The following is a 25,452-nucleotide window of genomic DNA, read 5'->3' on the forward strand; positions in this document are numbered from 1 at the left end:
AGGCAAAATTTTTTTTATATAAAATAATTTAGAAAACAATAATTATGTTTTTATTTTGCAAAATTTTACATAGCTCTTTTTACTTAAAAATTACTCCAATTCTATAATTATTTGAGATAAATATTGAATGGCTTGTTGTTCGTCTTCTCCTTCTGCGGATAAAACAATGACACTGCCTTTAGCTAATCCTAATGTTTGAATTTTAAATAAACTTTTTGCATTAGCTTTTTTGCCATTATAAATAATATGAATTTCAGATATAAATTTTTTTGCTTCTTTTACAAATTGTGCTGCAGGACGAGTATGTAATCCATGTGGTGCATTTATTGTAATTGTCTTTTGAAACATATTTTTCTCACTTAATTGTGAATACGTGGTATGTGTTATTATTGTGAATAATGTTACTAAATGGCCTATATATAAATTATAAATGATAAATAAAAAAATTTTTTAAAACATAATATTTCTTATGTCAATAATGCTAAAAATGTTTTTTATTATATCTGTATTTCTTGTTTTTATTTATTTTTTATAATAATGTAGAAAATAATTCTGTACTTAAATAACGTTCACCAGAAGATGGCAGAATCACTACAATTGTTTTATTGACAAAACATCTTTGTTTTTGTATTTTTAAAGCAACTCCTAAAGCTGCACCAGAAGAGATACCCGCTAAAATTCCTTCTTTTTTCATTAAATTTTGAGATGTGAACATAGATTCTTCACTGGAGATGGTAATAATTTGATCAATTATTTTTAAATCTAAATTTTTTGGAATAAATCCAGCTCCAATACCTTGAATTTTATGCGGCCCAGGTTTTACATCTTTGCCTGAAAGAAATTGAGTAATAACCGGAGATTCTGTAGGTTCTACAGCAATACTGATAAAATTTTTTTTATTTTTTATGTTTTTAATATATCTTGTTATTCCTGTAATAGTACCACCTGTTCCTACTGCAGATACGAGTACATCAATATTTCCATTAGTATCATTCCAAATTTCTGGTCCTGTAGTTTTTTGGTGAATTTCTGGATTAGCAGGGTTTTCGAATTGTTTTAACAAAATATATTTTTTAGGATTTAAAGATACAATATTATTTGCTTTAGTAATAGCGCCTTTCATACCATATTGACCGTCAGTTAAAACTAAATTAGCTCCTAATGCTTTTAGTAGCATTTGTCTTTCAACAGACATAGTATCTGGCATAGTAAGAGTTAATTTGTAATTTCTCGCGGCGGCAACATATGCTAATGCTATTCCGGTGTTACCACTAGTTGCTTCTATTAATTCTTTCTTTGCTGTCAATTGTCCTTTTTTTTCTGCACTCCATATCATATTAGCACCAATACGACACTTTACACTAAAGCTAGGATTTCTGGATTCAATTTTAACTAAAATATTACCTAATCCCATATTATTTAAACGAACAAGTGGTGTATTTCCTATAGTGAAAGAATTATCTGTATATATTTTTTTCATATTTACCTTAAATAGTATAAAATATATTTATAAGTCATATATCAAAAATTATTAATAAATTATTTATCATTTATTTTGATATATATTTAATATACATAATAAAAAATAATTTTTTTAATAATTTTTTTTTTGAAAATTCAATAATTTTTAAGATATAGAAATATTTTTATGTAAAAACTTATAATTTGATTTTTCAAAATTATATATAAAAATAATTTAAATATACTAATATTATTAGTTATTTTTGGTATAAATTAAAAAAATTATTTTTTTATTAACTAATATGTAACATTTTATGAAATCTATTAAAAAAAAAATTGCTATATTACGTAAAAAAATTTTAAAATATGAATATTTTTATCATACTTTAGATCAATCAATTATTTCCGATGTAGAATATGATTATTTATTCAATCGACTATATCATCTGGAATCACAGAATCCAGAATTAATCACTTCCGATTCACCTACGCAAAAAATCGGTTCACATAGAATAAATAAATTTAAAAAAATAGTGCATTTTTCACCTATGTTATCTTTAGAAAATACTTTTAGTTTATATGGATATCTTAATTTTCAGAAAAAAATTAAAAGTTTTAAACATTGTTTGCGAGAAATATCTTTCTGTTGTGAATTAAAATTAGATGGTGTCGCTCTAAGCATTGTTTATGAGGAAGGTGAATTAATTCAAGCAGGTACTAGAGGTGATGGTTATATAGGGGAAAATGTGACTGATAATGTACGTATGATTAAATCTATTCCTATTAAATTAAAAGGCTATAATATCCCTAAGAGATTAGAAATTAGAGGTGAAATAATTATATTAAAATCAGATTTTATTGAATTAAATAATCAATTGAAAATAAATAATAAAAAAATTTTTTCCAATCCCCGTAATGCTGCTGCAGGTTCATTACGTCAAATTAATCCTATTATTACAGCGCAAAGAAAATTACTTTTTTTTTGTCATGGATATAATTTTTTTAATGAATTAGATGATATTTCTAGTCATTATCACAGATTAAAAAAGTGTCAAGAATGGGGTTTTTTGATTAAAGAAGAAATGTTATTGTGCTACACTTCCGCAGAAGTATATAATTTTTATAAAAATCTTCAAGAAAAACGTTGTTTATTAGATTTTCATATTGATGGTATTGTTGTAAAAGTAGATTCAATACCATTGCAAAATAAATTAGGTTTTAATACAAAATTTCCAAGATGGGCTATTGCTTTTAAATTTCCTAGTGAAGAACATATTACAAGATTAATTAAAATAAAATTTCAAGTGGGACGTACAGGTGTTATAACACCAGTAGGGTATTTAGAACCTATTCAAATATCAGGTGTTATAGTAAAAAAAGCATCATTATATAATGAAAATGAAATCAATCGATTAAATATACATATTAATGATTTTGTTATAGTATGCCGATCAGGAGATGTAATACCTAAAATTATTGGAGTATTAGAAGAGAGAAGATTGCATGATGCAGAAAAAATATTTTTTCCTATTTTTTGTCCGGCATGTAAAAGTAAATTGATCAAAAATAAAGAAGAACCTATTATTCGTTGTCACTCTGGATTTACTTGTCATGCTCAAAAACAAAAAATGATACATCATTTTTTCTCTAAATCAGCTTTAAATGTAATGGGTTTGGGTCCAGAAATTATTAAAAAATTAATAAAAAATAATATCATTCAAAATATAAATAGTGTTTTTTTTCTTACATCTTTACAATTACAACAAATAGATAATATTAAAGAAAAAAAAAGTATTAGCATTATTAATGCCATAATAAATTGTAAGAAAACAACTTTTAGTCGATTTATTTACGCTTTAAGTATACCTCATGTTGGAAAAATGGTATCCAATAACATTGCTGCTTATTTTAAAACAGCACAAAAATTATTAGATACTAATATATTAGAATTAAGTATTATTCCTGGTGTTGGAAAAATTATTGCAAATAGCATTTTTTGTTATATTTCCTCGCCTTCTAATCGGCGTATAATCATGGAGCTTACGAATAATATAGGTATTTTTTGGGATAAAGAAGAAATATCCAGCAAAATTTTAAAAAAAACATTATTTTTTAATAAAAGAATAGTATTAACTGGCACTTTTATACATTATTCACGAAAGCAATGTATAAATATTTTAGTAGGATTGGGTGCTAAAATATCTAATACTGTTTCTAAAAATACTGATTTTTTGATTTATGGTAATAAAGTAGGTTCAAAATATTCGAATGCATTGCGATTAAAAGTAGAGGTTATAAACGAAGAAAAATTTTTAATGCTGATATGAATATTGATTGAATTATTTTTTTTGGGTCGTGCAGGATTTGAACCTGCGACCAATTGATTAAAAGTCAACTGCTCTACCAACTGAGCTAACGACCCTAAATTTTTGGTGGGTGATGACGGACTTGAACCGCCGACCTCCTCCGTGTAAAGGAGGAGCTCTACCAACTGAGCTAATCACCCTTTTATTTTCTTAGTTACCTTATTGTAATGATAGAAAAAATAGAGTCAATCTTTTTTTTTAAAAAATAGTATATTTTTTGATATTTATGAATTTTACTAACAATATTTATTGTTTTAATGTTTTTAATAACATTATACTTATAATATTAATTTTAATATTTAAATGATATTTTATTATTTAAGGAATTTATGCAAGTTAGAACTCGTTTTGCACCTAGTCCAACTGGTAATTTGCATGTTGGAAGTATTCGTACTGCTTTATATTCTTGGTTATTTGCCAGACATCACAATGGAAAGTTTATATTAAGAATAGAAGATACGGATTTTAATAGATCACAAATATCATCTGTGCAATCGATTTTAGATGGATTAAAATGGTTAGGTTTAGATTGGGATGAAGGGCCTTATTTTCAAAGTAAGAGATTGTATCGTTATAATAAAATCGTTGATACTTTGCTTCAACGAGGCAATGCGTATAAATGTTTTTGTTCAATCGAAAAAATAGAAAAAGAAAGACAGCAACAAATATTAAAAGGGGAAAAACCACGTTATAAAAGAACTTGTAGAAATTTAAACATACATAATATTTTACAAAAAAATTATGTAGTACGATTTAAAAATCCAATTATCGGAGAAGTTACGTTTTATGATAAAATTAGAGGAAAAATTACTTTTGAAAATAGAGAATTAGATGATTTAGTTATTCAACGTTCTAATGGAATGCCAACTTATAATTTGTGTGTAGTAGTAGATGATTTAGATATGAAAATAACACATGTAATTCGTGGGGAAGATCACATTAATAATACTCCGCGTCAAATTAATATTTTAAAATCATTAGAAGCTCCCATTCCGATATACGGACATGTATCTATGATTTTTGATGAAAATGGTCATAAAATATCTAAAAGACAAAATGCTATGAATATCATAGAATACCGTAATAATGGTATTTTACCGGAAGCATTATTAAATTATATTGTGCGTTTGGGATGGTCTCATGGAAATCAAGAAATATTTAGTATGCAAGAAATGAAAGAATTTTTTAGTTTAGAATCTGTAAATAAATCTTCTAGTGTAATTAGCAAAAAGAAAATGTTATGGGTTAATAAACATTATATTAATACTTCTGCCACACCTCATATAGTAGATATTTTAAAAAAACATATGGAAAAAGAAAATATTAATATAAAAAATGGACCTCGATTAGAATCTTTGATAGATTTATTAAAAAATCGTTTTTATACTTTAAAAGAAATAGCTCAATATTGTCGTTATTTTTATGAAGATTTTTCTTTTTCTGATAAAAAATTTATTCAAACATATTTAGTATTTGATAATTGTATTATTTTAGAAAAATTATATCAAAAAATATCTCAAATTATAGTATGGCAATGTGAACATATTTCTAAAGTAATTAGCATTGTAGCTATCGAATGTAATATAGCGGTAAGAGAGATTATTACGCTTTTAAGAATCTCTATTACCGGCGATATTGTTTCACCGAGTATTAGTTCTGTTATATTTTTAATAGGTAAAGAAAAAGTATTATTTAGAATTAAAAAATTTATTAATTATATTCAAGAAATAAATTGTGCTGATCAACGCTCATAATGTGATAGACATAATATAAATTTTTTATAACAAAAATATTTTGTAAAAAATATTATTGACAGAATTCTTGTGTTTTTATATTGTAATAATTTAGGGGCTATAGCTCAGACGGTAGAGCGCTTGCATGGCATGCAAGATGTCAGCGGTTCAATTCCGCTTAGCTCCATAAAAATAATAACTAAATTATACTTCATTATAAAAAATTATTTTATAAAAAAATAGTACAGAATTATTTTTGATATAAAATATTATACGGGTTGATTCATAATTTCTTGATAAGCAGAAATTAATTTATTTCTAATTTGTACTGCCATTTGTATGGCAATAGCAGATTTTTGCCAATCTATTAACACTTCATTAAGAGAAGTATTGGATTGATTTAATTCAAATTTTTCAGTATTTTTTTGTGCATTGATTTGTTCACGACTCACTTCTTCTAATATTTCTTTCATATTCTTCGAAAAATTTTCATATTGAGAGCTATTTTTTTTTTGATTATTTACTAGAAGAAGCGCATTTGAATAATTATTATTATAATTAATATTGTTAATAGACATATTTTCCTTAAATTAATCAAATAGTATTTTATATTTTTATTTATCGGATATTAACATATCTCTTAAAAAGATAAAAATCTTATGTATAAATTATTATACAATAATCATTTGAGTTTATAGTTAATTTAGACATTTAATGTTATATATGTAAAATATATCTAAGATAGTTTAAATAATTTTATCTTAATTAGTGTATTTTAATATTTTAAGCTAAAACTAACTTTAAGATAGGAATATTACATGAATTTTGGTAATTTAGAAAATTCAGTATTAAAAAATAAAAAAAAAATTATTACTTTTTTTTCTCGTTTTTTTACTAATTTTCGAATTTTATTTATTGTTGTATCAGCTTTAGTGATTACGGTTTTTTCTTTTTTTATATGGTTTAGATCTTCTAACAATACAGTATTATATGATCACTTATCTTATGAAGATAAAGTCAAGGTTATTAATCAATTACAAAAAATGCATATTCCTTATAATTTTTCTGATAGCTCTGGCGAATTACTTGTTCCCAAAAACAAGATTAATGAATTGCGCTCTTATTTTTCTGATAATCATGCCGTTAAAAACGAAGATATTGGTTTCGAGCTATTTGATAAAGAAAAATTTGGTATTAGTCAATTTCATGAAAAAATTAATTATCAACGTGCTTTAGAAGGTGAATTGTCACGTACTATAAAAAAAATTAATATTATTAACAGTGCACGTATACATATTGCATTGCCTGAATCTTCTTTATTTTTAAAAGATAAAAGATCTTCATCAGTAGCTATTATATTAAATGTAAAATCCGGTCAATCATTACATGCGCGTCAAGTAAGTGCTATTTTAAATTTTATTTCTCGCAGTATACCAGATTTATCCATTAAAGATATTACTATAGTGGATCAATTTGGAAATTTATTAAATTCATCATCTTTTGACAATGAACCAGCAGGTGATACGAATATTAAATATACTGAGTCTATTGAAAATCTTTATATAAATAGAATTAAAAATATTTTAGAGCCTTTATTAGGCAAAGGAAACGTTCATGCAGAAGTGACTGCTCAAATTAATTTTAATTCTGAAGAGCGCACGCAAGAGCAATATTCGCCTAATGGAAAGAAAAATGATCAATCTATGCGGTCTCGTCAGATAATTATTCATGATACAAAAGAAAATGTGCATACCGATACAACGAAATCGATGAACGCTGTATCTGATGGTGTAAATTCGAAAAACAATTTAATTAATGCTGCCGATCATAATATTAAAAATAATAAGCTTGTGTTTAAGAAGATGAAAGATATGCGCAATATTCCTGTATCTAGTACGTCGCATATAAATCATGAAAATATAACAAATTATGAATTAAATCATATTATTTCACATACAAAAATTCATACTGGGGAAATTAAAAGATTATCAGCAGCAGTGATAGTAAATTATGTAAAGAATAAAAACGGACAGTTTGTGTGTTTAAAACAAGAGCAATTAAGAAACATTGATCAATTAGTACATGAGGCAATAGGATATTCTAAATCTCGCGGTGATAGTGTGTATGTAATGAGTTCTTTTTTTGTTAAGAATGATAATGATATGCCATTGCCAGTAATATTACATCATACTGCATCTGTGCCATTGTTTAATGTATTTTTCTGTATTCTAATATTTTTATTGATAATTTTTTTTATTATATTAATTATACGTAAATATATTTTTCTATCTTTACAAAAAATGAGAAAAGATATACAAGATACAAAAGATTTAATAGAAAATAAGAAAAAAAAATCTTCTATTTTAGAAAAAAAAATTGATAAAAATTTAAATGCAGATCAGTTAATTAGTAATATTTGTAATATATCTAATAAAAATCCACGTACTATAGCATTAATTATTCGAAAATGGATGAACAATAAAATATGATTTTAAACGGTGTTGAAAAAAGTGCATTATTATTAATGTCTATTGGGCCTGAACAATCCGGCGAAATATTAAAACATTTAACTTTCTTTGAAGTACAAAAATTGGTTTCTGCTATGATGAATTTAAACCAATTTTCTACTGAGACATTAACGCAAGTTTTACGTGAATGTTATGAGAATGCAAATAAAATGAACACTATTAGCTGTAATAGTAAAGAGTATTTTTCTGTGATGTTGAAAAAAGCGCTTGGAGAAAAAAAAGGCAATTGTCTTTTGCAGGATACTTTAGAAGCTTATAATACAAAGATCTATATTGAGGCTCTTAATTTCATGGAACCTAATCAAGTTTCTGCCTTATTGTCTAAAGAACATCCACAAATTATTACTACTATTTTAGTGCATTTAGAAAAAAAACAAGTCGCTGCAATCCTTACATTTTTAAATGATACAATACGATCAGAAATTATATTAAGAATCGCTGAATTTAATGGTATTGAAGAATCTAGTTTTGTAGAATTAAGACATGTAATCGATCATTTGCTAAAAAATAAAAAATTAGTATTATCTGATAAAGGTGGTATTAAAATTGCAGCTAGTATTTTAAATTCTATGCAGTTACCATATGAAGAAAAGACTATTAAGAAAATGCATGAATATAACACTATTTTAGCATCTCAGATCATACAAGAAATGAATATATTTGATAACATAATTTATTTAAAAGATCGTTATATAAAAACGTTATTACATTATATCGATGATGAAAAATTATATATTGCTCTGCAAAAATCTAATGATATCGTAAAAAATAAATTTTTTAAGAATATGTCTCAAAAACAAGCGCACGATTTAAATAAGAGCTTACAAAATCCATCTTATATTTCTGATGCAGCTATAGAGAATGAAAAAAAATTAATATTGATGATGATTAAGAATATTTTAGAGAAAGAAAATGATGCGCATATTATAAGGAAAAAATAATGTCACAATTAACTACTAAAAAAGATTGGATTCGATGGAGTCCTCAAAAAATATTTTTAATAAACATGGAAAAAAATTATAAGCAATATTTATATACCCATAAAATTATTGAAAAAAAATTATATACAGATATAAAAATTAATAAAGATATAGGTAATATTGAAAATATTTCACAAGCTGTACAAAAAACTTATTTTAATGATAAAGAAGTCAAAAATTTGCAAAAAGAAGCGTATAAAAAAGGTTTCTCTATGGGGTATAAAAAATATAAAAAAAATGAAGAAGTTTTAAAGAGCCAAATAAAAAAATTATTTATTGATTTTGATAATTCTTTATTAGCATGTGAAAATTTATTATTTTCTCATTTACTGAAGGTGGTGTTGAAAGTATCTGCATACGTAATTGGAAAGCATGTTGATATTGATAAATCTAGTTTATTACAATGTATAAAGAATGTTACTTTAAAAGATAATTTTTTTCTTAAAAAACCTAATCTAGTAGTTCATCCTTCTAATAAAAAAATAGTAGAAAATATTTTTTTAGATTTTTTAAATATGCATAATTGGAAATTATCATACGATGATAATATAGATTTAAATAGTTGTAAAGTTATTTCAGACAGAGGTGATATAGACGCTACCGTAAATGCTAGATGGCAAGAATTATGCCGACTAGTATGTTCAGAGGAGAATTCATGAATTTAAAATTAAAAACATGGTTGAAAAAATTTTCTTTATTTGAATATCGTGTAAATCAATTGCCTAATATAATACATTATGGACGTTTAATTAGCATTAATGGTTTTGTTTTAGAGGTTGTAGGATTAAAAATTCCAATTGGTACTCAGTGTATTATTGAAAGACAAATAGATAATAATATTTTTAATATTACTGGTCAAGTAATTAAATTTACTGAAGATAAGACTATATTGCTATCTTTTAATAATACAGATGGTATTTTCCCCGGTGCTCGCGTCTTTCCTATTGGCAATATTGGTACTAATTTAAATGGTGTTATAAAAAAATTACCATTAGGCATGAATTTATTAGGAAGAGTTTTAGACAGTGAAGGAAAACCTTTAGATAGTTTACCTATTTTAAATACTAAATACTTTACTTGTTTTAATGAAAAAATTATTAATCCATTAAAAAGAAAGCCAATAATTGATATATTAGATACCGGTATACGTGCTATAAATGGATTACTTACAATAGGTAGAGGGCAAAGAATAGGAATTTTTGCAAGCTCTGGGATTGGTAAGAGTGTTTTATTGGGTATGATGGCTAAATATACAAAAGCAGATGTTATTGTAATAGCATTGATTGGTGAAAGAGGTCGAGAAGTTAAAGAATTTATAGAAAATATATTAGGAATTGACGGTCTATCAAGATCTGTAGTAATTGCAGCTCCTGCTGATGTATCACCTATATTACAGGTACAAGGAGCATCTTATGCTACTAGCATTGCAGAATATTTTCGTCAAAATAATAAACATGTATTATTAATTATGGATTCTTTAACACGTTATGCTATGGCACAACGTGATATTGCTTTGTCCATGGGAGAAGTACCAGTGTCGCAAGGGTATCCATCTTCTGTTTTTTCTAAAATTCCTCATTTAATTGAACGCGCAGGTAATAGCTATACTCAAGGATCTATTACTGCATTTTATACAGTGTTAACAGAAAATGAAGAAGAACCAGATCCAGTTTCTTATTTTTCTCGTGCTATACTAGATGGTCATATTATATTGTCACGTTATTATGCAGAATTAGGGCATTATCCATCTATTGATGTAGAAGCATCTATTAGTCGTGTGATGCCATCTATTATTACTGAAAAACAATATTCTTATGCTTGTAATTTAAAAAAATTAGTGGCATCGTTTCAAAGAAATAGAGATTTAGTAAATATTGGTGCTTATATTCATGGAACTGATCCTGTATTAGATATGGCCATCAAAACGTGGCCTATGATAGAAAAATTTTTACAGCAAAAAATGTTAGAAAAAAGTGATTACTTGCATTCATGTCAAACGTTAGAAAAAATATTTATTCAATAATTGTATTTGTCTTATCGATCGAGTGTATAAATTATATGAAGCATAGAAAAAACTTATTTTCTGTATTGGAAAAGATAGAAAAAAAAAAATAGAAATAGAATCAATTAAAATAAAGACATTATATCATCAAAAGATAGAGCATGATAAACAATTAAAATTATTAATAAATTATCAAAATGAATATAAAGAAAAATTATATAATCAAAAGTTACTAGGGATATTTTCACATAATTGGAATAATTATAATAATTTTCTTTTTGTCTTAAGTATAATTATTGATAATAATATTGAAATGGCATCTGATAATAAAAAAAAAATTCAATATAGAATTCATATACTATTAAAAAATCAAATCAAATTAAAAACTTGGGAATTATTAAAAAATAAATAATGAAATATTTTTTTACAAGAACCATTGGCTTAATAAATGCTCTGTAAATAATCTGTAAATGACGATATTTAAAAGTAATATTAAAATAAGGATTTTTATATCATGTTAGATACAATTCAAAATGTTATACTAAAAAAAAATATATTTTCTCATGCACGTCATCAGTCTTATGAAAAAAATAATTCAGATTTTTTCTCACATGTATTTTGTAATGAGTTAACTAAAAATTTATTAAGTAAAGAAATAGAATTTTCTAATATTGTTACAAAAAAAAAAAGACAAAAATATTGTATCAAAACATTTTTTAATTAATTTTTTATTAGATACTTTTAATAGACAAGATATTTTTTCTGATTTTTCGAAAAAAAACAATTATTTTAAAAAAAAAAATAATCAGGACAATATTTTACATACATCATTTTTTTCAAATTATATTAATAATAAAATATTAAAAATAAAACAGTATGAAAAAAATATAAAAATTTTAGAAAAAATTCATCTCAAAGATATTCCAGATACACAAGATAAAAATATTAGTAATAAAAAATCTATTGATTGTATAAAACATGATGAAAATAATGCTCATACTAGATATTCTCATATATATGATATTTCTATGTTAAACATAGACAAAAAGAGTGCACATTTTATCAAATATAGAACAGATATCATATCTTATATACAAGACATAAAAAAATACATTACTACTCCTGAATTTAACCTAAATTTACATAAAAATACGTTTCCATTGCAAAATCATGCAATTCAAAAAATTTTTTTATTACAAAATTTAGATAAAGATAAATATTTCAATGATAATGTCTATCAACCCTGCAATAAAAATATTATTAAATGGAAAAAAGCAATTAGTCAGCAGGTTTTATTTTTTGCTTGTCGAAAAGAAGATATAGCAGAAATACAGTTAGAACCTGAGCATCTTGGACTTATAGATATACGCATTAAAATAAATAACAATACGGCAACAGTAAATTTTCTTTCTCATTGTAGAAAGATAAAAAATATTTTAAATCATGCAATACCTATTTTAAAATCTTCTTTTAAAAAGCATGATATTAAGATTGATGATATTAATGTGCATAGTGCTACTATTGAAAATAGTAAAGAATCAAAAAAATCTCATAGTTATCGCATTAATAGCACGAAAAATATTAGTAATACGCAACATATAAAACCAATATTAAATACAAATCAAAGAAATATGAAATATTTTGGCAATAAAAAAATTGATATATATATATAATATTTTTGATTATTTATAATATGAATATATTATAAAAAATATTTTAAATATTTTGTCAATCCATTGTGTCTACGAGGTATATATAATGAATCAAAGGAATCATACTATAGATCAATTTTCACAGTTTTATCAAAAAGATGAAACAGTAAAGGATATATTTTATATTGAAAAAATTAATATTTTTAAAAATATAAATAGTGTTTTTATTAATCAAATGATTAAAGAAATTTCTTTTTTAACTAATCAGAATATATATTTAAGTTCTTATAGTATGAAAATAGGGCTTGATAACGATAGTATAAAAATGATTGAATCATTAACATATTTTAATTTAATTGAAATATTACCATATAAAAATCAATTATATACTGTTTTTTCTTCAAGCATGTTGTTTATTATAATAGATATTTTATTTGGAGGTAATAATAAACATATCAATTGTAAAAATAAAAATGTAGATATTACCTCTACCGAAGTCTTTGTTAATCAAAAATTAATAGAATTATTTAAAAAAGCTTACTCCGATGCTTGGAAAAATTTTTTTTCAATTGATATCAATTTAATTGATATAAAAAAAAATAAAGATTTAAATAAATCAAATTTTTTTTTGCAGGAAAAAATAATTATTCATCGTTTTTTGCTAAAAATGAATCAAATACGCTTTTATTTTTGTGTATTGACTCCGATATCCATATTAAATCTTTTTAATAAAAATAAATATTTATTTTTTAAAAATAGCATTCCAAAATGCACTTTGTCAGCCAAACCGATATCTATTAAAAATATTAGTTATATAAAATTTAATATTATCGTGCAATTAATGGACTTTTCTGTTTCTGAAAAAAATATTTTCACTTTATCTGTAGGCGATGTATTATCTATTGATAATCCTAAAAAAATAATAGCTTATATTGATAATAAACCAATTTTTTTAGGTTATTATGCGGAATTGCATAAAAAATCTTGTATTATAATAGAAAAATTTATTAATATACAATCTACTATAAAAGAGAAAAAATATTATCATGAATAATATACGAGATACAGTATATCAAAAAGATATAGATGTGAAAGAAGATATAGATGTGAAAGAAGATATAGATGTGAAAGAAGATATAGATGTGAAAGAAGATATAGATGTGAAAGAAGATATAGATGATATAACGAAAAAAAAAAATATTATATTTAATTCTTCTGTTAATATTACCGTAGAATTGGGAAAAACTAAAATAACAATTCAAGATTTTCTTAATCTTTCTCAAGGTAGCGTATTAATTTTAGATAAATTACATGAAGAACCATTAGATATTTTTATCAATGGTTATTTAATTGCATCAGGTGAGATTGTATTTCTAGAAGAAAAGTATGGCCTTCGTATCACTGGTATTAAAAATGTTTCACAGTCTATTAATTTTACAATCTGAGCTTAAATTTTATGAATTATGATAATTATTATTTGCAATTAATACCTAGTATGTTTTCTTTATTACCTCATAATTTATCTTTATTTCAAATAATAAGTTCATTATCGCAAGTTATATTCTTTATATTAATTTGTGTGTGGTTTTTAAAAAAAATATCTTTTTTAAAAAAATATAAAAAATTATCTTTAATTAAAATAATAGATAAAATATCAGTAGGAACTTACGAATCAATTATTATTGTAGATATTCAAGAAAAAAAAATAGTTTTAGGTGTGACTAGAAAAAATATTTCTTATTTATATACTTTACCATCGATGAATATAAAAGATCAAAATGTTCAAATAAAAGATCAAAATGTTCAAATAAAAGATCAAAATGTTCAAATAAAAGATCAAAATGTTCAAATAAAAGATCAAAATGTTCAAATAAAAGATCAAAATGTTCAAATAAAAGATCAAAATGTTCAAATAAAAGATCAAAATGTTCAAATAAAAGATCAAAATGTTCAAATTTTAAAAAAAATTTTTTATTATTTTAAGAAAATATTAATATATTTTCAGACTACGTTGATTTTATTTTTGTTTTGTCCTACGGTATATGCTGATGTCTCTAATATTACAAATAATATGACAGATGGAGGAGATTTAAGTTGGTCTATACCAGTACAAACATTAGTTTTTCTTTCTTTGCTAACTTTTATTCCAGCATTTTTATTGATGATGACAGGTTTTACTAGAATTATTATTGTCTTTGGTTTATTACGTAATGCTTTAGGAACCCCATACGCACCGCCCAATCAAATCTTGATAGGTTTAGCTTTGTTTTTAACGTTTTTTGTAATGTCTCCTACTATAGATAAAGTATATATTAACGCATATAAACCATTTAGTAATAAAACTATAAATATGCAAGAAGCTATTGTACAGGCGTCTATTCCTTTAAAAACGTTTATGTCTAATCAAACTCGCATATCTGATCTAGAATTATTTTCAAAATTAGCACATTTATCTTCTTATAAAGATCAAAAAGATATACCCATGCGTGTATTATTACCTGCTTTTATTATTAGTGAATTAAAAACAGCATTTCAAATTGGATTTACAATATTTATACCATTTTTAATTATTGATTTAGTAGTGGCTAGTGTCTTGATGGCTCTTGGTATGATGATGGTGCCGCCTGCAACTATTGCTTTACCTTTGAAGCTTATATTATTTGTTTTAGTAGATGGATGGCAATTGTTAGTCAGCTCTTTGATACAGAGTTTTAATGTATAAATTCTATATATGTTGTTGAAGCCAATATTGTAATTAATAATTTTAAAAAATAGAGATTTTTATGACATCTGAATATGTAATATCAATATTTCATGACGCGATAAAAGTAACATTTATGTTGGCATCACCATTGTTATTATCTGCATTAGTTAGTGGTTTAATTATCAGTATATTACAAGCTGCTACACAAATTAATGAACAGACTTTATCTTTTATTCCTAAAATTATTTCTGTTGTAGGAGTAATGTTAATACTAGGACCTTGGATGTTAGGTGTAATAATGGATTATATGTATCATTTATTTCGTAATATACCTCTGATTATGCAATAATGTTTCATTTTAATATTATTGATATAATGACATTGACAAGTTATTTTTTTTTGCCATTAGTGCGTATTTTGGCTTTTCTCTCTATATCACCAATATTTAATGAAAAAATTGTTAATAATAAGATAAAATTTATTTTAGCAGCTTGCATTACTTTTTTAATTGCACCTTTTTTACCTAAAATTCATCTTTCATTATTTTCATCAGTAGGTTTGATATTATTTTTACATCAAATATTAATTGGTTGTGCTCTTGGTTTTATAATACAATTTTTATTTATTACAGCAAATTTAGCTGGTGAAATTATATCTTTGCAGATAGGATTATCATTTGCGACTTTCTTTGATATGAACACTCATCTTGGTACTTCTATAATATCTCGTTTATTAAATATTTATGTGTTATTTTTTTTCTTGGCATTAAATGGTCATTTACAGGTAATTAATATTTTAGTTAATAGTTTTTATGCTATACCTATTGATGAAAATTATTTGTATGCCAATATATTTTTAATTATATTAAAATTTTCTGGATATATTTTTATACATGGGATTACATTGTCATTACCAATAATAATTTTTTTGTTGGCATTAAATATTGTTATGGGAATAATTAATCGTTTATCTCCGCAAATATCTATATTTTCTATGGGATTATCTTTAAATTTATTAATTGGAATTTCTTTGTTATACAATTTAATAATGTCTATATTTCCTTTTTTAAAAAATATTTTTAATGAATTAATGTTATTTATTGGTGATATATTTTAGAATGAATAAAATATTTTGGTTATAAAAGTTTATTTTTAGATAGAATAAATATTTTATAAAGTATAATTTCTTTCAATTATACTTTATAAAATGGTTTTTTTAATTTATATATATAAAAAAAATTTTTTTATTTTATTTTTCCTTCATTGTATAAAACATGTTTTCTAATAACTGGATCATATTTTTTTAAAACTAATTTGTCTGGAGTGTTTCTTTTATTTTTAGTTGTAGTATAATAATGTCCGGTTCCGGCAGAAGAAATCATTTTTATTTTTTCACGAATTTTTTTAGCCATTCATTCTCCTTTATTTTTTTTAATACTAATTCGATGCCATATTTATCAATATAGCGCATACCATTAGTGGAAATACGTAATTTAATAAATCTTTTTTCTTCTGGTATCCAAAAACGATGATATTGAATATTGGGTAAAAATTTTCTTTTTGTTGCATTCATTGCATGAGAACGATTATTTCCAACCATTTGCTTTTTGCCAGTAATTTGACATATACGCGACATTTTATTTCTCTTTTATATAAAATACATAATAAATTTTTTTACAATAATGTTATTTTAGCATATTTCAAAAAAATTATGATAATTTATCATCTAATTATTTTATATAAAAATTATATTTATACTATAAAGATAGTATCTATAGATAACCATTTGATGCACATAAAAAATATAAAAATTTTTTATAGAATCTATATTCTATTTTTTATATATTATGTCAGTAATGAATATAGAAGCATTATTTTTATAAAAATAATCTATCAAATATATTATGATAATCGCAATTTATGATTGTGAATAAAAGTTTCAATATATACTTAAATAAATAAATTTTTTGTTGTTATTACTGAAATTATTAAGCAGTAAAATATATTAATGTCTTGATATAAATCTAATTTAATACAACAAAATTAATTGAATATTTTATTTGGCACGTTGATATGCATTTCTAATTTCTAATTTAGCCTCTTTATGATCGCCCCATCCAATAATTTTTACCCATTTTTCTTTTTCTATTTTTTTATAGTTTGTAAAAAAATGCACAATTTGTTGTTTTAATAGTTTTGGTAATTCTGATATATTATTTATTTTTTCATATTCTTTAGATATATCTTCATGCGGAACAGCTATTATTTTTGCATCTTCTCCTGACTCATCATTCATTTTAAGAATGCCAATAGGTTTACATTTAATAACCGCATTAGATTGTATAGGATAGGGAGAAGTTACTAACACATCTAAAGGATCTCCATCTAGAGAGAGTGTTTGGTTAATATATCCGTAGTTACATGGATAAAACATAGGTGTTAATATGAATCTATCTACAAAAAGAGCATTATATTTTTTATTTATTTCATATTTGATAGGATGAGAATATGCAGGAATTTCAATTATTACATAAATATCATTAGGGATATTTTCACCAGCAATTATCTTATTCAAAATTATTTTTCCTTATAAAAAATTTTTTATTATCATATTTTTATTTTAATGTTTTTGTACAATTTATACAAAAAAAGTATAATATAAAAATAAATTTTTAATATTTTAAAAATATTATATCTCACAATATAACATTCCTTATATTTAGATATAAAAATTTTTATATAATTATATTTTATAATATTTTTTTAAGGTTATATTTAAATATAAAAAATCAGGATAGAATAATGCAATTAATACAAGAAATAGAACAAGAAAAGAAATTTCTTATAAATACAGTTAAAAAGATTTTAGAATTAGTTAAAGGTAAAAATTGCTCTATTGAGGTTTCTATAAAAAAAACAATAGGTATTAATATTAATATTAGAAACAATATTACCGAACATATAGAATATAATAGAGATGGCGCGTTATTAATTACAGTATATAAACAATTCTCTAAAGGAAGTGTTTCCTCAAAAGATTTTAGTCTGAATAGTATTAAAAATATGGTAGATAAAGCATTAAATATTGCTAAATACTCTTCCTCTGATTTTTTTTCAGGTTTACCTGAATTAGATTTATTATATTCTCAGAAAATAGATCTCGATTTATTTCATCCTTTAGAATTTAACATTAATAATTCTATTAATCTTGCTGTTGCAGCAGAACAAGCAGCATTTAATCATGACAAAAGAATTATCAATAGTGAAGGAAGTTGTTTTAATAGTCATATTAATATTATAGTGTTTGGTAATAGTCTCGGTATGTTGGAAAGTTATAAATCTACTCGTCATTCTCTTTATACCTGTGTGATTGCTGAAGAGAATAATATTATGCAAAGAGATTTTGATTATTCTGTATCTAGAAAAATTGAGGATTTAGATGCATCAGAAATAATAGGTAAAAAAACAGCTACACGTGCAATTGCAAGGTTAGGATCAAAAAAAATAAAGAGTATAAAATCTCCAGTTATTTTTTCTTCAAATATATCTTCTTCCTTGTTTTCCCATCTTGTCAAAGCTATTAGTGGTTATTATGTACATCAAAAATCCACATTATTAATAAATGATTTTAAAAAAAATATTTTTCCTAATTGGTTAGATATCGAAGAAAATCCTCATATAAAAAAAGGTCTAGGGAGTAAACCTTTTGATGGTGAGGGTGTGGCAACAAGAGTAAAAAATATTATTAAGAATGGTGTTTTAGAAACTTGGTTGTTAAATAGTTATATTGCTCGTAAGATGAAAACGGTGAGTACTGGTAACGCGGGTGGAATTTATAATTGGTTTATAAAAAACAAAAATTTATCTTTTATAGAATTATTAAAAAAAATGCATAAAGGCTTATTAATAACGGAATTAATGGGTCAAGGAGTAGATATTATAAGTGGAAATTATTCGCGTGGTGCAGTCGGATTTTGGATTGATCATGGACAAATTCAATATCCAGTACACGAGATTACTATTTCTGGCAATTTAAAAAATATGTGGAAGAATATTGTAAGTATTAGTAACGATATTGATGAGCGTACTAATATTCAATGTGGTTCTATTTTAATATCTGAAATGCAAATATCAGGTAATTAGCTGATAAATTAATATTTATTTATCAATAATTATTAAAGGTAATACACTTATTACCTTTATTATATAAATAATATATTTTATGTTTGTCAGAAGTTGACCTATAAGCCGGGTTCTGTATTTAACAGTCATTCATCTAGGATAGTAATCACTTACTAACTCGAGCAGCCTACCCAGGTTTAAAAGTACGAGCAATACATATAACCTCTATTTGGCTTTGCTCCAGGCGGAGTTTACCATGCCATAATTGTTACCAATTATGCGGTGTGCTCTTACCACACCTTTTCACCCTTTCCATTCTGTAATAAAATGGTGGTTTTTTTTCTGTTGCACTAGTCATAAGCTTGCGCTTTCCAGGGGTTACCTGGCGCCTTGCTCTATGGAGCCCGGACTTTCCTCTTTTTAGTTTTATATCACACTAAACAGCGACTGTCTTGGTCAACTTCTAATAGCCAATTATATATTATTTTCATTATTTTGTCACTTTTCTTCTTTTTTTATTGCATATTGATATAAATTATTTTTTTTTGTTTTATGTATTTGAGATGTAATATAAACCGATTGTTTAAGTGTTAAAAATGCACGTAATATATTAAATGTATTAATTTCTTTTTGGGATATTAATTTATATTTTGGAGGTTTAAATCCTTCTATAATAATAACTGTTTCTCCTTTATAAGAATTTTTATTATGTTGCACCCATTCTAATATTATTTTTGCTTTTTCTTTATAAATAAATTCCCATTTTTTTGTGATTTCTTTTGCTAATGTTATGTATCGATTATCATCTATTTCCTCTATTATATCTTGAATGCTTTCTAATATTCTATGTTTTGTTTCATAAAAAATGAGAGTGCGCTCTTCTTTTCGTAAAGATTTTAAAAGATTGCATCTTTCTTTTTTTTTAGAAGGAAGAAAACCTTCATAGCAAAAACGCTTTGCTGATATTCCTGAAGCAACTATTGCTGTAATAGCAGCACATGCTCCCGGAAGTGGAGTTATTTGAATATCGTTTAAATGACATTCTACAACTAAAAAATATCCGGGATCATTAATTACAGGAGTACCTGCATTAGAAACTAGTGCAATATTTTTTCCTTTTTTTAATTGTTCTATTAAATAATTGCTTTGCTTTTTTTCATTGTGTTTATTCATTGCTATTATATAATTTTTGATATCAAAATGATTTAGCAAAATAGTGGTATGATGAATATTTTCAGCAGCAATAATATGAACATTTTTTAATATTTCTACTGCACGGTATGTAATATCCGATAAATTTCCAATAGGTGTGGGCACAATATAAAGAATACCTTTATATTTTTTTTTAATATATGATTTGCATACAGCCATAATTATTTCATCGTTTTGTAAGATATATGAATTAAACAAATTAACATATTTTGTAAGAAATATTAAAATTATATTTATTTTTTTAAAAACATATAAATAGAGAAATTATAGATCTTAAATAAATCTTATATAATAATATATTAACATATTTTTTTATACGTAAGGTTAAATAGTGAAGCGAGTGGTAATTACAGGTTTAGGCATTATTTCTAGTATTGGTAATGACAAAAAAAAAGTTTTTGATTCTTTATATTATGGTAAGTCTGGCATTGTATTTTCAGAAGAAATGAAAAATGCTGGAATGAAAAGTAATGTGTGTGGAAAGATTAAAATAGATATAGAAAATTTACGCAAAAATAAAATTTTTCGTTTTATGAATGATAGTTCTATATATGCTTTTTTATCTATGGAACAAGCTATTATAGATTCTTGTTTAAAAAAAAACTATTATCAAAAAAATCCTCGTGTAGGATTAATTGTAGGTTCGGGAGGTGGATCTCCTAAATATCAGAGATATGGTATAAATGCTATGACTAGTAGACGCGGCTTAAAATCTGTTAGTCCGTATATTGCTATACAATCGATGTCTTCGAATATATCTGGTTGTTTATCTAGTATATTTAAGATTTATGGAGTTAACTATTCTATTAGTTCTGCTTGCGCAACATCTGCTCATTGTATTGGCAATGCATTTGAACTTATTCAATCAGGTAAACAAGATCTAATTTTTGCCGGTGGAGCTGAAGAAATTAGTTGGGAGTTATCTTATCAATTTGATGCTATGCGGGTACTATCAAGAAGATTTAATGACAATCCTATTAAAGCTTCACGCGTATATGATAGAAATCGTGATGGTTTTGTAATTTCTGGCGGTGGAGGTATATTGATCTTAGAGGAATTAAATTCTGCTCTATCTCGTTCAGCAAAAATTTATGCAGAAATAATTGGATATTCTGCTACTTCTGATGGGAAAAATATGGTTTGTCCTTCTGGGGAAGGTGCTATTCGTTGTATGAATATGGCAAAAAATAAAAAAAATATATATATTGATTATCTAAATGTACATGGAACATCGACAGTAGCTGGAGATCTAATAGAATTGCAAGCTATTAAAAAAGCTTTTTATCATGAGAAAAAACCTATTATTTCTGCTACTAAATCAATTAGTGGGCATGCTTTAGGAGCTGCAGGAGTACATGAAATTATTTATATATTAATTATGTTGCAGAATAATTTTATAGCCCCTACTATTAATATTGAAAATTTAGAGGCTGATGCTAAAGATATGAATATTATACGTAAAGTGATTAAAAAAAAAATTACTACTGCTATGTCAAATAGTTTTGGTTTGGGAGGTACTAATGTGTCGTTGGTAATAAAACGATACTAGTTAATATGTATTATGCTTTGTAATGATTTTATATTAATTAAACTCAGAGAGTTAGTTCAAAATAGATTGCATCTATTTTAATACCATGTAAAAGCGTATTTTATTTATACTTAAACGTTTATGAATATTTGAGGGGTGTTAACATTGAATCAATTAAATCAGTTAAAACAGTTTACGATTATTGTTGCAGATACAAGTGATATAGAATCAATATATCAATATAAACCAGACGATGCCACTACAAATCCTTCTTTAATATTGCAGGCAGTTAAAGTAGCGTCTAACAAAAATCTTATTGATAACGCAGTAGAATATGCTAAAAAGAAAGGTGGTTCATATAAACAAAAAATAGAAAATGCAAGCGATAAAATTCTAATTGATATAGGAATAAAAATTTTACAGTGTATTCCTGGTTATATCTCTAGTGAAGTAGACGCACGTTTATCTTTTAATAAAGAAAAATGTATTTTAAAAGCACAAAAATTAATTAATATGTATGAAGAACAAGGTATTTCAAGAGATAGAGTATTGATAAAATTAGCTTCAACTTGGGAGTGCATTAAAGCGGCAGAAGAATTACGAAAAGAAAATATTTTATGTAATTTAACTCTTTTATTTTCATTTGCACAAGCACGTGCTTGTGCTGAATCAAATGTCTTCTTAATATCTCCGTTTGTAGGTCGTATTTATGATTGGTATATATCTAAAAATTTAATAACATCATCTTCTTTTGAACAAGATCCAGGCGTTTTATCGGTGCGAAAAATTTTTAATTTTTATAAGCGGCATTCCTATAATACAATAATTATGGGTGCTAGTTTTCGTCATATTGATCAAGTTTTATATTTAGCAGGATGTGATCGTTTAACTATATCAGTTAATTTGTTAAGAGAGTTACAGCTTAATACTGAAATAATAGAAAGAAAACTAATACCACCTACTATCTTTGCAAAACCTCCTTCTCCATTATCTGAATCAGAATTTCGTTGGGAGCATAATCAAGATTCAATGGCAGTGCAAAAACTGTCAGAAGGTATACAATTGTTTAGTAAAGATCAATTGGCTTTAGAAAAAATACTTTCTAAAGAAATATAAATTATATTATAAATAAATATTGGGTCTTAAGGAAAATATATGTGTTCGCGCCAACAATTAGCTAATGCTATTCGTATATTAAGTATCGATGCAGTACAAAATGCAAAATCAGGACATCCTGGCATGCCAATGGGTATGGCAGATATTGCTGAAGTATTATGGAGAGAGTTTTTAAAACATAATCCACTTAATCCGAAATGGAACAATCGTGATCGTTTTATATTATCTAATGGCCATGGATCGATGTTGTTATATAGTTTATTGCATCTTACTGGATATAACTTATCAATTAAAGAAATTAAAAATTTTCGACAATTAAACTCTCAAACACCCGGCCATCCTGAAGTCGGTGAAACACCTGGTGTGGAAACAACCACCGGCCCTTTAGGGCAAGGATTAGCTAATGCTGTTGGAATGGCTATAGCTGAAAAAACTTTAGGAGCTTATTTTAATCGAAAAAATTATGACATTGTTGATCATTATACTTGGGTATTTGTAGGTGATGGCTGTCTAATGGAAGGTATTTCACATGAAGTATGCTCTTTAGCAGGTACTTTAAAATTAGGTAAATTAATTGTTTTCTATGATAATAATGGAATATCGATAGATGGTCGTATATCGAATTGGTTTACTGATGATACAGAAAAACGATTTGAATCGTACAATTGGCATGTGATTAATAATGTGAATGGGCATGATAGTGAGTCTATTAGAAAAAGCATTCAAGAAGCAAAAAATATTTTACATAAACCTTCAATTATTATTTGTAATACTATTATTGGTTTTGGATCACCTAATAAATCTGGAAGTGCAGAATCACATGGTTCTCCTCTGGGAGATGAGGAAATTACTTTAGTAAAAGAAAAATTAAAATGGAAATACTCTTCTTTTGAAGTACCTGACAAAATATATCAAAAATGGAATGCTGCTAAACAGGGAGTAAAATCTGAAAAATTATGGAATGATTTATTTGATTCGTATAAATTACAATATCCTGATTTAGCTAAAGAATATATAAGACGTATTAATAAAGCCTTGCCTATTCATTGGAATCAAAAAACAAATAATTTTATTTTTAATCTGCAAAATAATCCAAAAAAAATTGCTACCCGTAAAGCGTCTCAAAATATATTAGAACATTTTCAACCTTTATTACCTGAATTAATTGGAGGATCGGCTGATTTAGCTCCTAGTAATTTAACCTTGTGTTCGTCTTCAATGTCTATAAAAGATTGTGCATCCGGTAACTATATTCATTACGGTGTTCGTGAATTTGGTATGACTGCTATTGCTAACGGCATATCACAGCATGGAGGATTTATTCCATATACTGCAACATTTTTAATTTTTGTTGAATATGCGCGTAATGCGGTTCGTATGGCTTCACTCATGAATAGTAATCATATTTTTATTTATACTCATGACTCTATTGGATTAGGTGAAGATGGTCCTACACATCAACCTATAGAACAAATAGCTAATTTACGAATGACTCCAAATTTAGTTGTTTGGAGACCCAGTGATCAAGTGGAAACAGCAGTAGCATGGAAGATGGCAATTGAAAAAAAACTGGGCCCTACAGCACTTATTTTATCACGGCAAGATTTACAACAATTTAATAGAAATCCTCAACAATTAGAAAATATCGCTCGCGGAGCGTATATATTATATGATAGTAAAGCACCTTTAGATATTATTTTTATTTCTACTGGTTCTGAATTATCTATTACTCTAGCAGCAGCAAAACATATTTTTTCCTTGGGATATTCTGTTCGTGTAGTATCCATGCCTTCTACTAATATTTTCGATAATCAAGACATTTCATATAAAGAGGAAATATTACCATCCGATGTTATAAAAAGAATTGCTATTGAGGCTAGTATAGAAGATTTTTGGTATAAATATGTAGGTTTAAAGGGTTTAGTTATTGGAATGAAAACATTTGGTGCTTCTGCGCCTGCAGAAGATTTATTTCAAAAGTTTGGATTTACTGTGGAAAATATAATACAGAAAGCACAATTTTTATTAGATTCTTAAATCGTGTCAAGT

Annotated in this window: 24 protein-coding genes, 3 tRNA genes and 1 other RNA gene; 18 read left to right on the forward strand and 10 right to left on the reverse strand. The window is 25.4% G+C overall.

Features of this window, described 5'->3' with window-relative positions:
• Positions 1-90: 90 nt before the first annotated feature.
• The gene (locus AB4W59_RS00285; protein ID WP_367673153.1) at positions 91-348 is read right to left on the reverse strand and encodes an HPr family phosphocarrier protein; all 258 of its coding nucleotides are present in this window, start codon (positions 346-348) and stop codon (positions 91-93) included.
• A gap of 181 nt (positions 349-529) precedes the next feature.
• Positions 530-1,480, reverse strand: coding sequence for a cysteine synthase A (gene cysK / locus AB4W59_RS00290; protein ID WP_367673154.1), 951 nt, complete (start codon positions 1,478-1,480; stop codon positions 530-532).
• A gap of 295 nt (positions 1,481-1,775) precedes the next feature.
• Here cysK and ligA point away from each other — a divergent pair, with 295 nt between their 5' ends.
• Positions 1,776-3,788 (forward strand): NAD-dependent DNA ligase LigA, encoded by a 2,013-nt coding sequence (ligA, locus tag AB4W59_RS00295; RefSeq protein ID WP_367673155.1) that lies wholly within the window; start codon positions 1,776-1,778, stop codon positions 3,786-3,788.
• A 22-nt stretch (positions 3,789-3,810) separates the two neighbouring features.
• On the opposite strand, the gene AB4W59_RS00300 is transcribed toward ligA, so the two are convergent.
• Both AB4W59_RS00300 and AB4W59_RS00305 read right to left on the reverse strand, forming a co-directional pair.
• Positions 3,811-3,883: transfer RNA gene (locus tag AB4W59_RS00300), tRNA-Lys, on the reverse strand.
• A gap of 8 nt (positions 3,884-3,891) precedes the next feature.
• Positions 3,892-3,967: transfer RNA gene (locus tag AB4W59_RS00305), tRNA-Val, on the reverse strand.
• A gap of 189 nt (positions 3,968-4,156) precedes the next feature.
• Between AB4W59_RS00305 and gltX the strand changes: the two genes are divergently transcribed.
• Complete coding sequence (gene gltX / locus AB4W59_RS00310; protein ID WP_367673156.1) at positions 4,157-5,581, forward strand: glutamate--tRNA ligase; 1,425 nt, start codon at positions 4,157-4,159, stop codon at positions 5,579-5,581.
• A 93-nt stretch (positions 5,582-5,674) separates the two neighbouring features.
• Positions 5,675-5,747, forward strand: a tRNA-Ala gene (locus AB4W59_RS00315).
• 82 nt (positions 5,748-5,829) lie between these two features.
• Here the strand turns inward: AB4W59_RS00315 and fliE are convergent.
• Positions 5,830-6,138, reverse strand: coding sequence for a flagellar hook-basal body complex protein FliE (fliE, locus tag AB4W59_RS00320; protein WP_367673157.1), 309 nt, complete (start codon positions 6,136-6,138; stop codon positions 5,830-5,832).
• A 240-nt stretch (positions 6,139-6,378) separates the two neighbouring features.
• Between fliE and fliF the strand changes: the two genes are divergently transcribed.
• The 11 genes from fliF (at position 6,379) to fliR (ending at position 16,542) form a co-directional block, all read left to right on the forward strand.
• Entirely contained in the window at positions 6,379-8,049 is a 1,671-nt protein-coding gene (gene fliF / locus AB4W59_RS00325; protein WP_367673158.1) for a flagellar basal-body MS-ring/collar protein FliF, read from the forward strand.
• Positions 8,046-9,029, forward strand: a complete 984-nt coding sequence (fliG, locus tag AB4W59_RS00330) for a flagellar motor switch protein FliG (protein WP_367673159.1) — start codon at positions 8,046-8,048, stop codon at positions 9,027-9,029. Before fliF ends, fliG begins: the two co-directional genes overlap by 4 nt.
• Positions 9,029-9,727, forward strand: coding sequence for a FliH/SctL family protein (locus AB4W59_RS00335; protein ID WP_367673160.1), 699 nt, complete (start codon positions 9,029-9,031; stop codon positions 9,725-9,727). Before fliG ends, AB4W59_RS00335 begins: the two co-directional genes overlap by 1 nt.
• Entirely contained in the window at positions 9,682-11,091 is a 1,410-nt protein-coding gene (locus tag AB4W59_RS00340; protein ID WP_367673161.1) for a FliI/YscN family ATPase, read from the forward strand. Before AB4W59_RS00335 ends, AB4W59_RS00340 begins: the two co-directional genes overlap by 46 nt.
• Before the next feature lie 493 nt (positions 11,092-11,584).
• Positions 11,585-11,794, forward strand: coding sequence for a hypothetical protein (locus AB4W59_RS00345; RefSeq protein WP_367673162.1), 210 nt, complete (start codon positions 11,585-11,587; stop codon positions 11,792-11,794).
• Positions 11,742-12,743, forward strand: a complete 1,002-nt coding sequence (locus AB4W59_RS00350) for a flagellar hook-length control protein FliK (RefSeq protein WP_367673163.1) — start codon at positions 11,742-11,744, stop codon at positions 12,741-12,743. Before AB4W59_RS00345 ends, AB4W59_RS00350 begins: the two co-directional genes overlap by 53 nt.
• 85 nt (positions 12,744-12,828) lie before the next feature.
• Positions 12,829-13,776 (forward strand): FliM/FliN family flagellar motor switch protein, encoded by a 948-nt coding sequence (locus AB4W59_RS00355; protein ID WP_367673164.1) that lies wholly within the window; start codon positions 12,829-12,831, stop codon positions 13,774-13,776.
• Positions 13,769-14,167, forward strand: a complete 399-nt coding sequence (gene fliN, locus AB4W59_RS00360) for a flagellar motor switch protein FliN (RefSeq protein ID WP_367673165.1) — start codon at positions 13,769-13,771, stop codon at positions 14,165-14,167. Before AB4W59_RS00355 ends, fliN begins: the two co-directional genes overlap by 8 nt.
• Before the next feature lie 50 nt (positions 14,168-14,217).
• On the forward strand, positions 14,218-15,444 hold the full coding sequence (gene fliP, locus AB4W59_RS00365; RefSeq protein WP_367673361.1) for a flagellar type III secretion system pore protein FliP: 1,227 nt from the start codon (positions 14,218-14,220) through the stop codon (positions 15,442-15,444).
• Positions 15,445-15,505: 61 nt separating this feature from the next.
• Positions 15,506-15,775, forward strand: coding sequence for a flagellar biosynthesis protein FliQ (gene fliQ / locus AB4W59_RS00370; RefSeq protein ID WP_367673166.1), 270 nt, complete (start codon positions 15,506-15,508; stop codon positions 15,773-15,775).
• The gene (fliR, locus tag AB4W59_RS00375) at positions 15,775-16,542 is read left to right on the forward strand and encodes a flagellar biosynthetic protein FliR (RefSeq protein WP_367673167.1); all 768 of its coding nucleotides are present in this window, start codon (positions 15,775-15,777) and stop codon (positions 16,540-16,542) included. The genes fliQ and fliR overlap by 1 nt, the downstream gene beginning before the upstream one ends.
• 127 nt (positions 16,543-16,669) lie before the next feature.
• Here the strand turns inward: fliR and rpmG are convergent, their stop codons facing one another.
• The 3 genes from rpmG to ppa form a co-directional block, all read right to left on the reverse strand.
• The gene (gene rpmG / locus AB4W59_RS00380; protein ID WP_367673168.1) at positions 16,670-16,837 is read right to left on the reverse strand and encodes a 50S ribosomal protein L33; all 168 of its coding nucleotides are present in this window, start codon (positions 16,835-16,837) and stop codon (positions 16,670-16,672) included.
• Positions 16,810-17,061 carry a 50S ribosomal protein L28 gene (rpmB, locus tag AB4W59_RS00385; protein ID WP_367673169.1) on the reverse strand — a complete coding sequence of 84 codons (252 nt, stop codon included), beginning with the start codon at positions 17,059-17,061 and terminating at the stop codon, positions 16,810-16,812. Before rpmB ends, rpmG begins: the two co-directional genes overlap by 28 nt.
• Positions 17,062-17,481: 420 nt before the next feature.
• Positions 17,482-18,006: an inorganic diphosphatase gene (gene ppa, locus AB4W59_RS00390; protein WP_367673362.1), complete on the reverse strand. Its 525-nt coding sequence runs from the start codon at positions 18,004-18,006 to the stop codon at positions 17,482-17,484.
• 221 nt (positions 18,007-18,227) lie between these two features.
• Between ppa and pmbA the strand changes: the two genes are divergently transcribed.
• Positions 18,228-19,568 (forward strand): metalloprotease PmbA, encoded by a 1,341-nt coding sequence (gene pmbA / locus AB4W59_RS00395; RefSeq protein ID WP_367673170.1) that lies wholly within the window; start codon positions 18,228-18,230, stop codon positions 19,566-19,568.
• An 85-nt stretch (positions 19,569-19,653) separates the two neighbouring features.
• On the opposite strand, the gene rnpB is transcribed toward pmbA, so the two are convergent.
• An RNA gene (rnpB, locus tag AB4W59_RS00400) (RNase P RNA component class A) lies at positions 19,654-20,011 on the reverse strand.
• A 34-nt stretch (positions 20,012-20,045) separates the two neighbouring features.
• Complete coding sequence (rsmI, locus tag AB4W59_RS00405) at positions 20,046-20,897, reverse strand: 16S rRNA (cytidine(1402)-2'-O)-methyltransferase (RefSeq protein ID WP_367673327.1); 852 nt, start codon at positions 20,895-20,897, stop codon at positions 20,046-20,048.
• Positions 20,898-21,090: 193 nt separating this feature from the next.
• Here rsmI and AB4W59_RS00410 point away from each other — a divergent pair, with 193 nt between their 5' ends.
• The 3 genes from AB4W59_RS00410 (at position 21,091) to tkt (ending at position 25,440) form a co-directional block, all read left to right on the forward strand.
• Positions 21,091-22,308, forward strand: a complete 1,218-nt coding sequence (locus tag AB4W59_RS00410) for a beta-ketoacyl synthase N-terminal-like domain-containing protein (protein ID WP_367673171.1) — start codon at positions 21,091-21,093, stop codon at positions 22,306-22,308.
• A gap of 144 nt (positions 22,309-22,452) precedes the next feature.
• Entirely contained in the window at positions 22,453-23,403 is a 951-nt protein-coding gene (gene tal, locus AB4W59_RS00415; RefSeq protein ID WP_367673172.1) for a transaldolase, read from the forward strand.
• 39 nt (positions 23,404-23,442) lie between these two features.
• Entirely contained in the window at positions 23,443-25,440 is a 1,998-nt protein-coding gene (tkt, locus tag AB4W59_RS00420; RefSeq protein ID WP_367673173.1) for a transketolase, read from the forward strand.
• The last annotated feature ends 12 nt before the right edge of the window (positions 25,441-25,452 follow it).

The organism is Buchnera aphidicola (Cavariella theobaldi) (genome assembly GCF_964059165.1).
In the GTDB taxonomy this organism is placed as follows: Bacteria; Pseudomonadota; Gammaproteobacteria; order Enterobacterales; family Enterobacteriaceae; genus Buchnera; species Buchnera aphidicola_BO.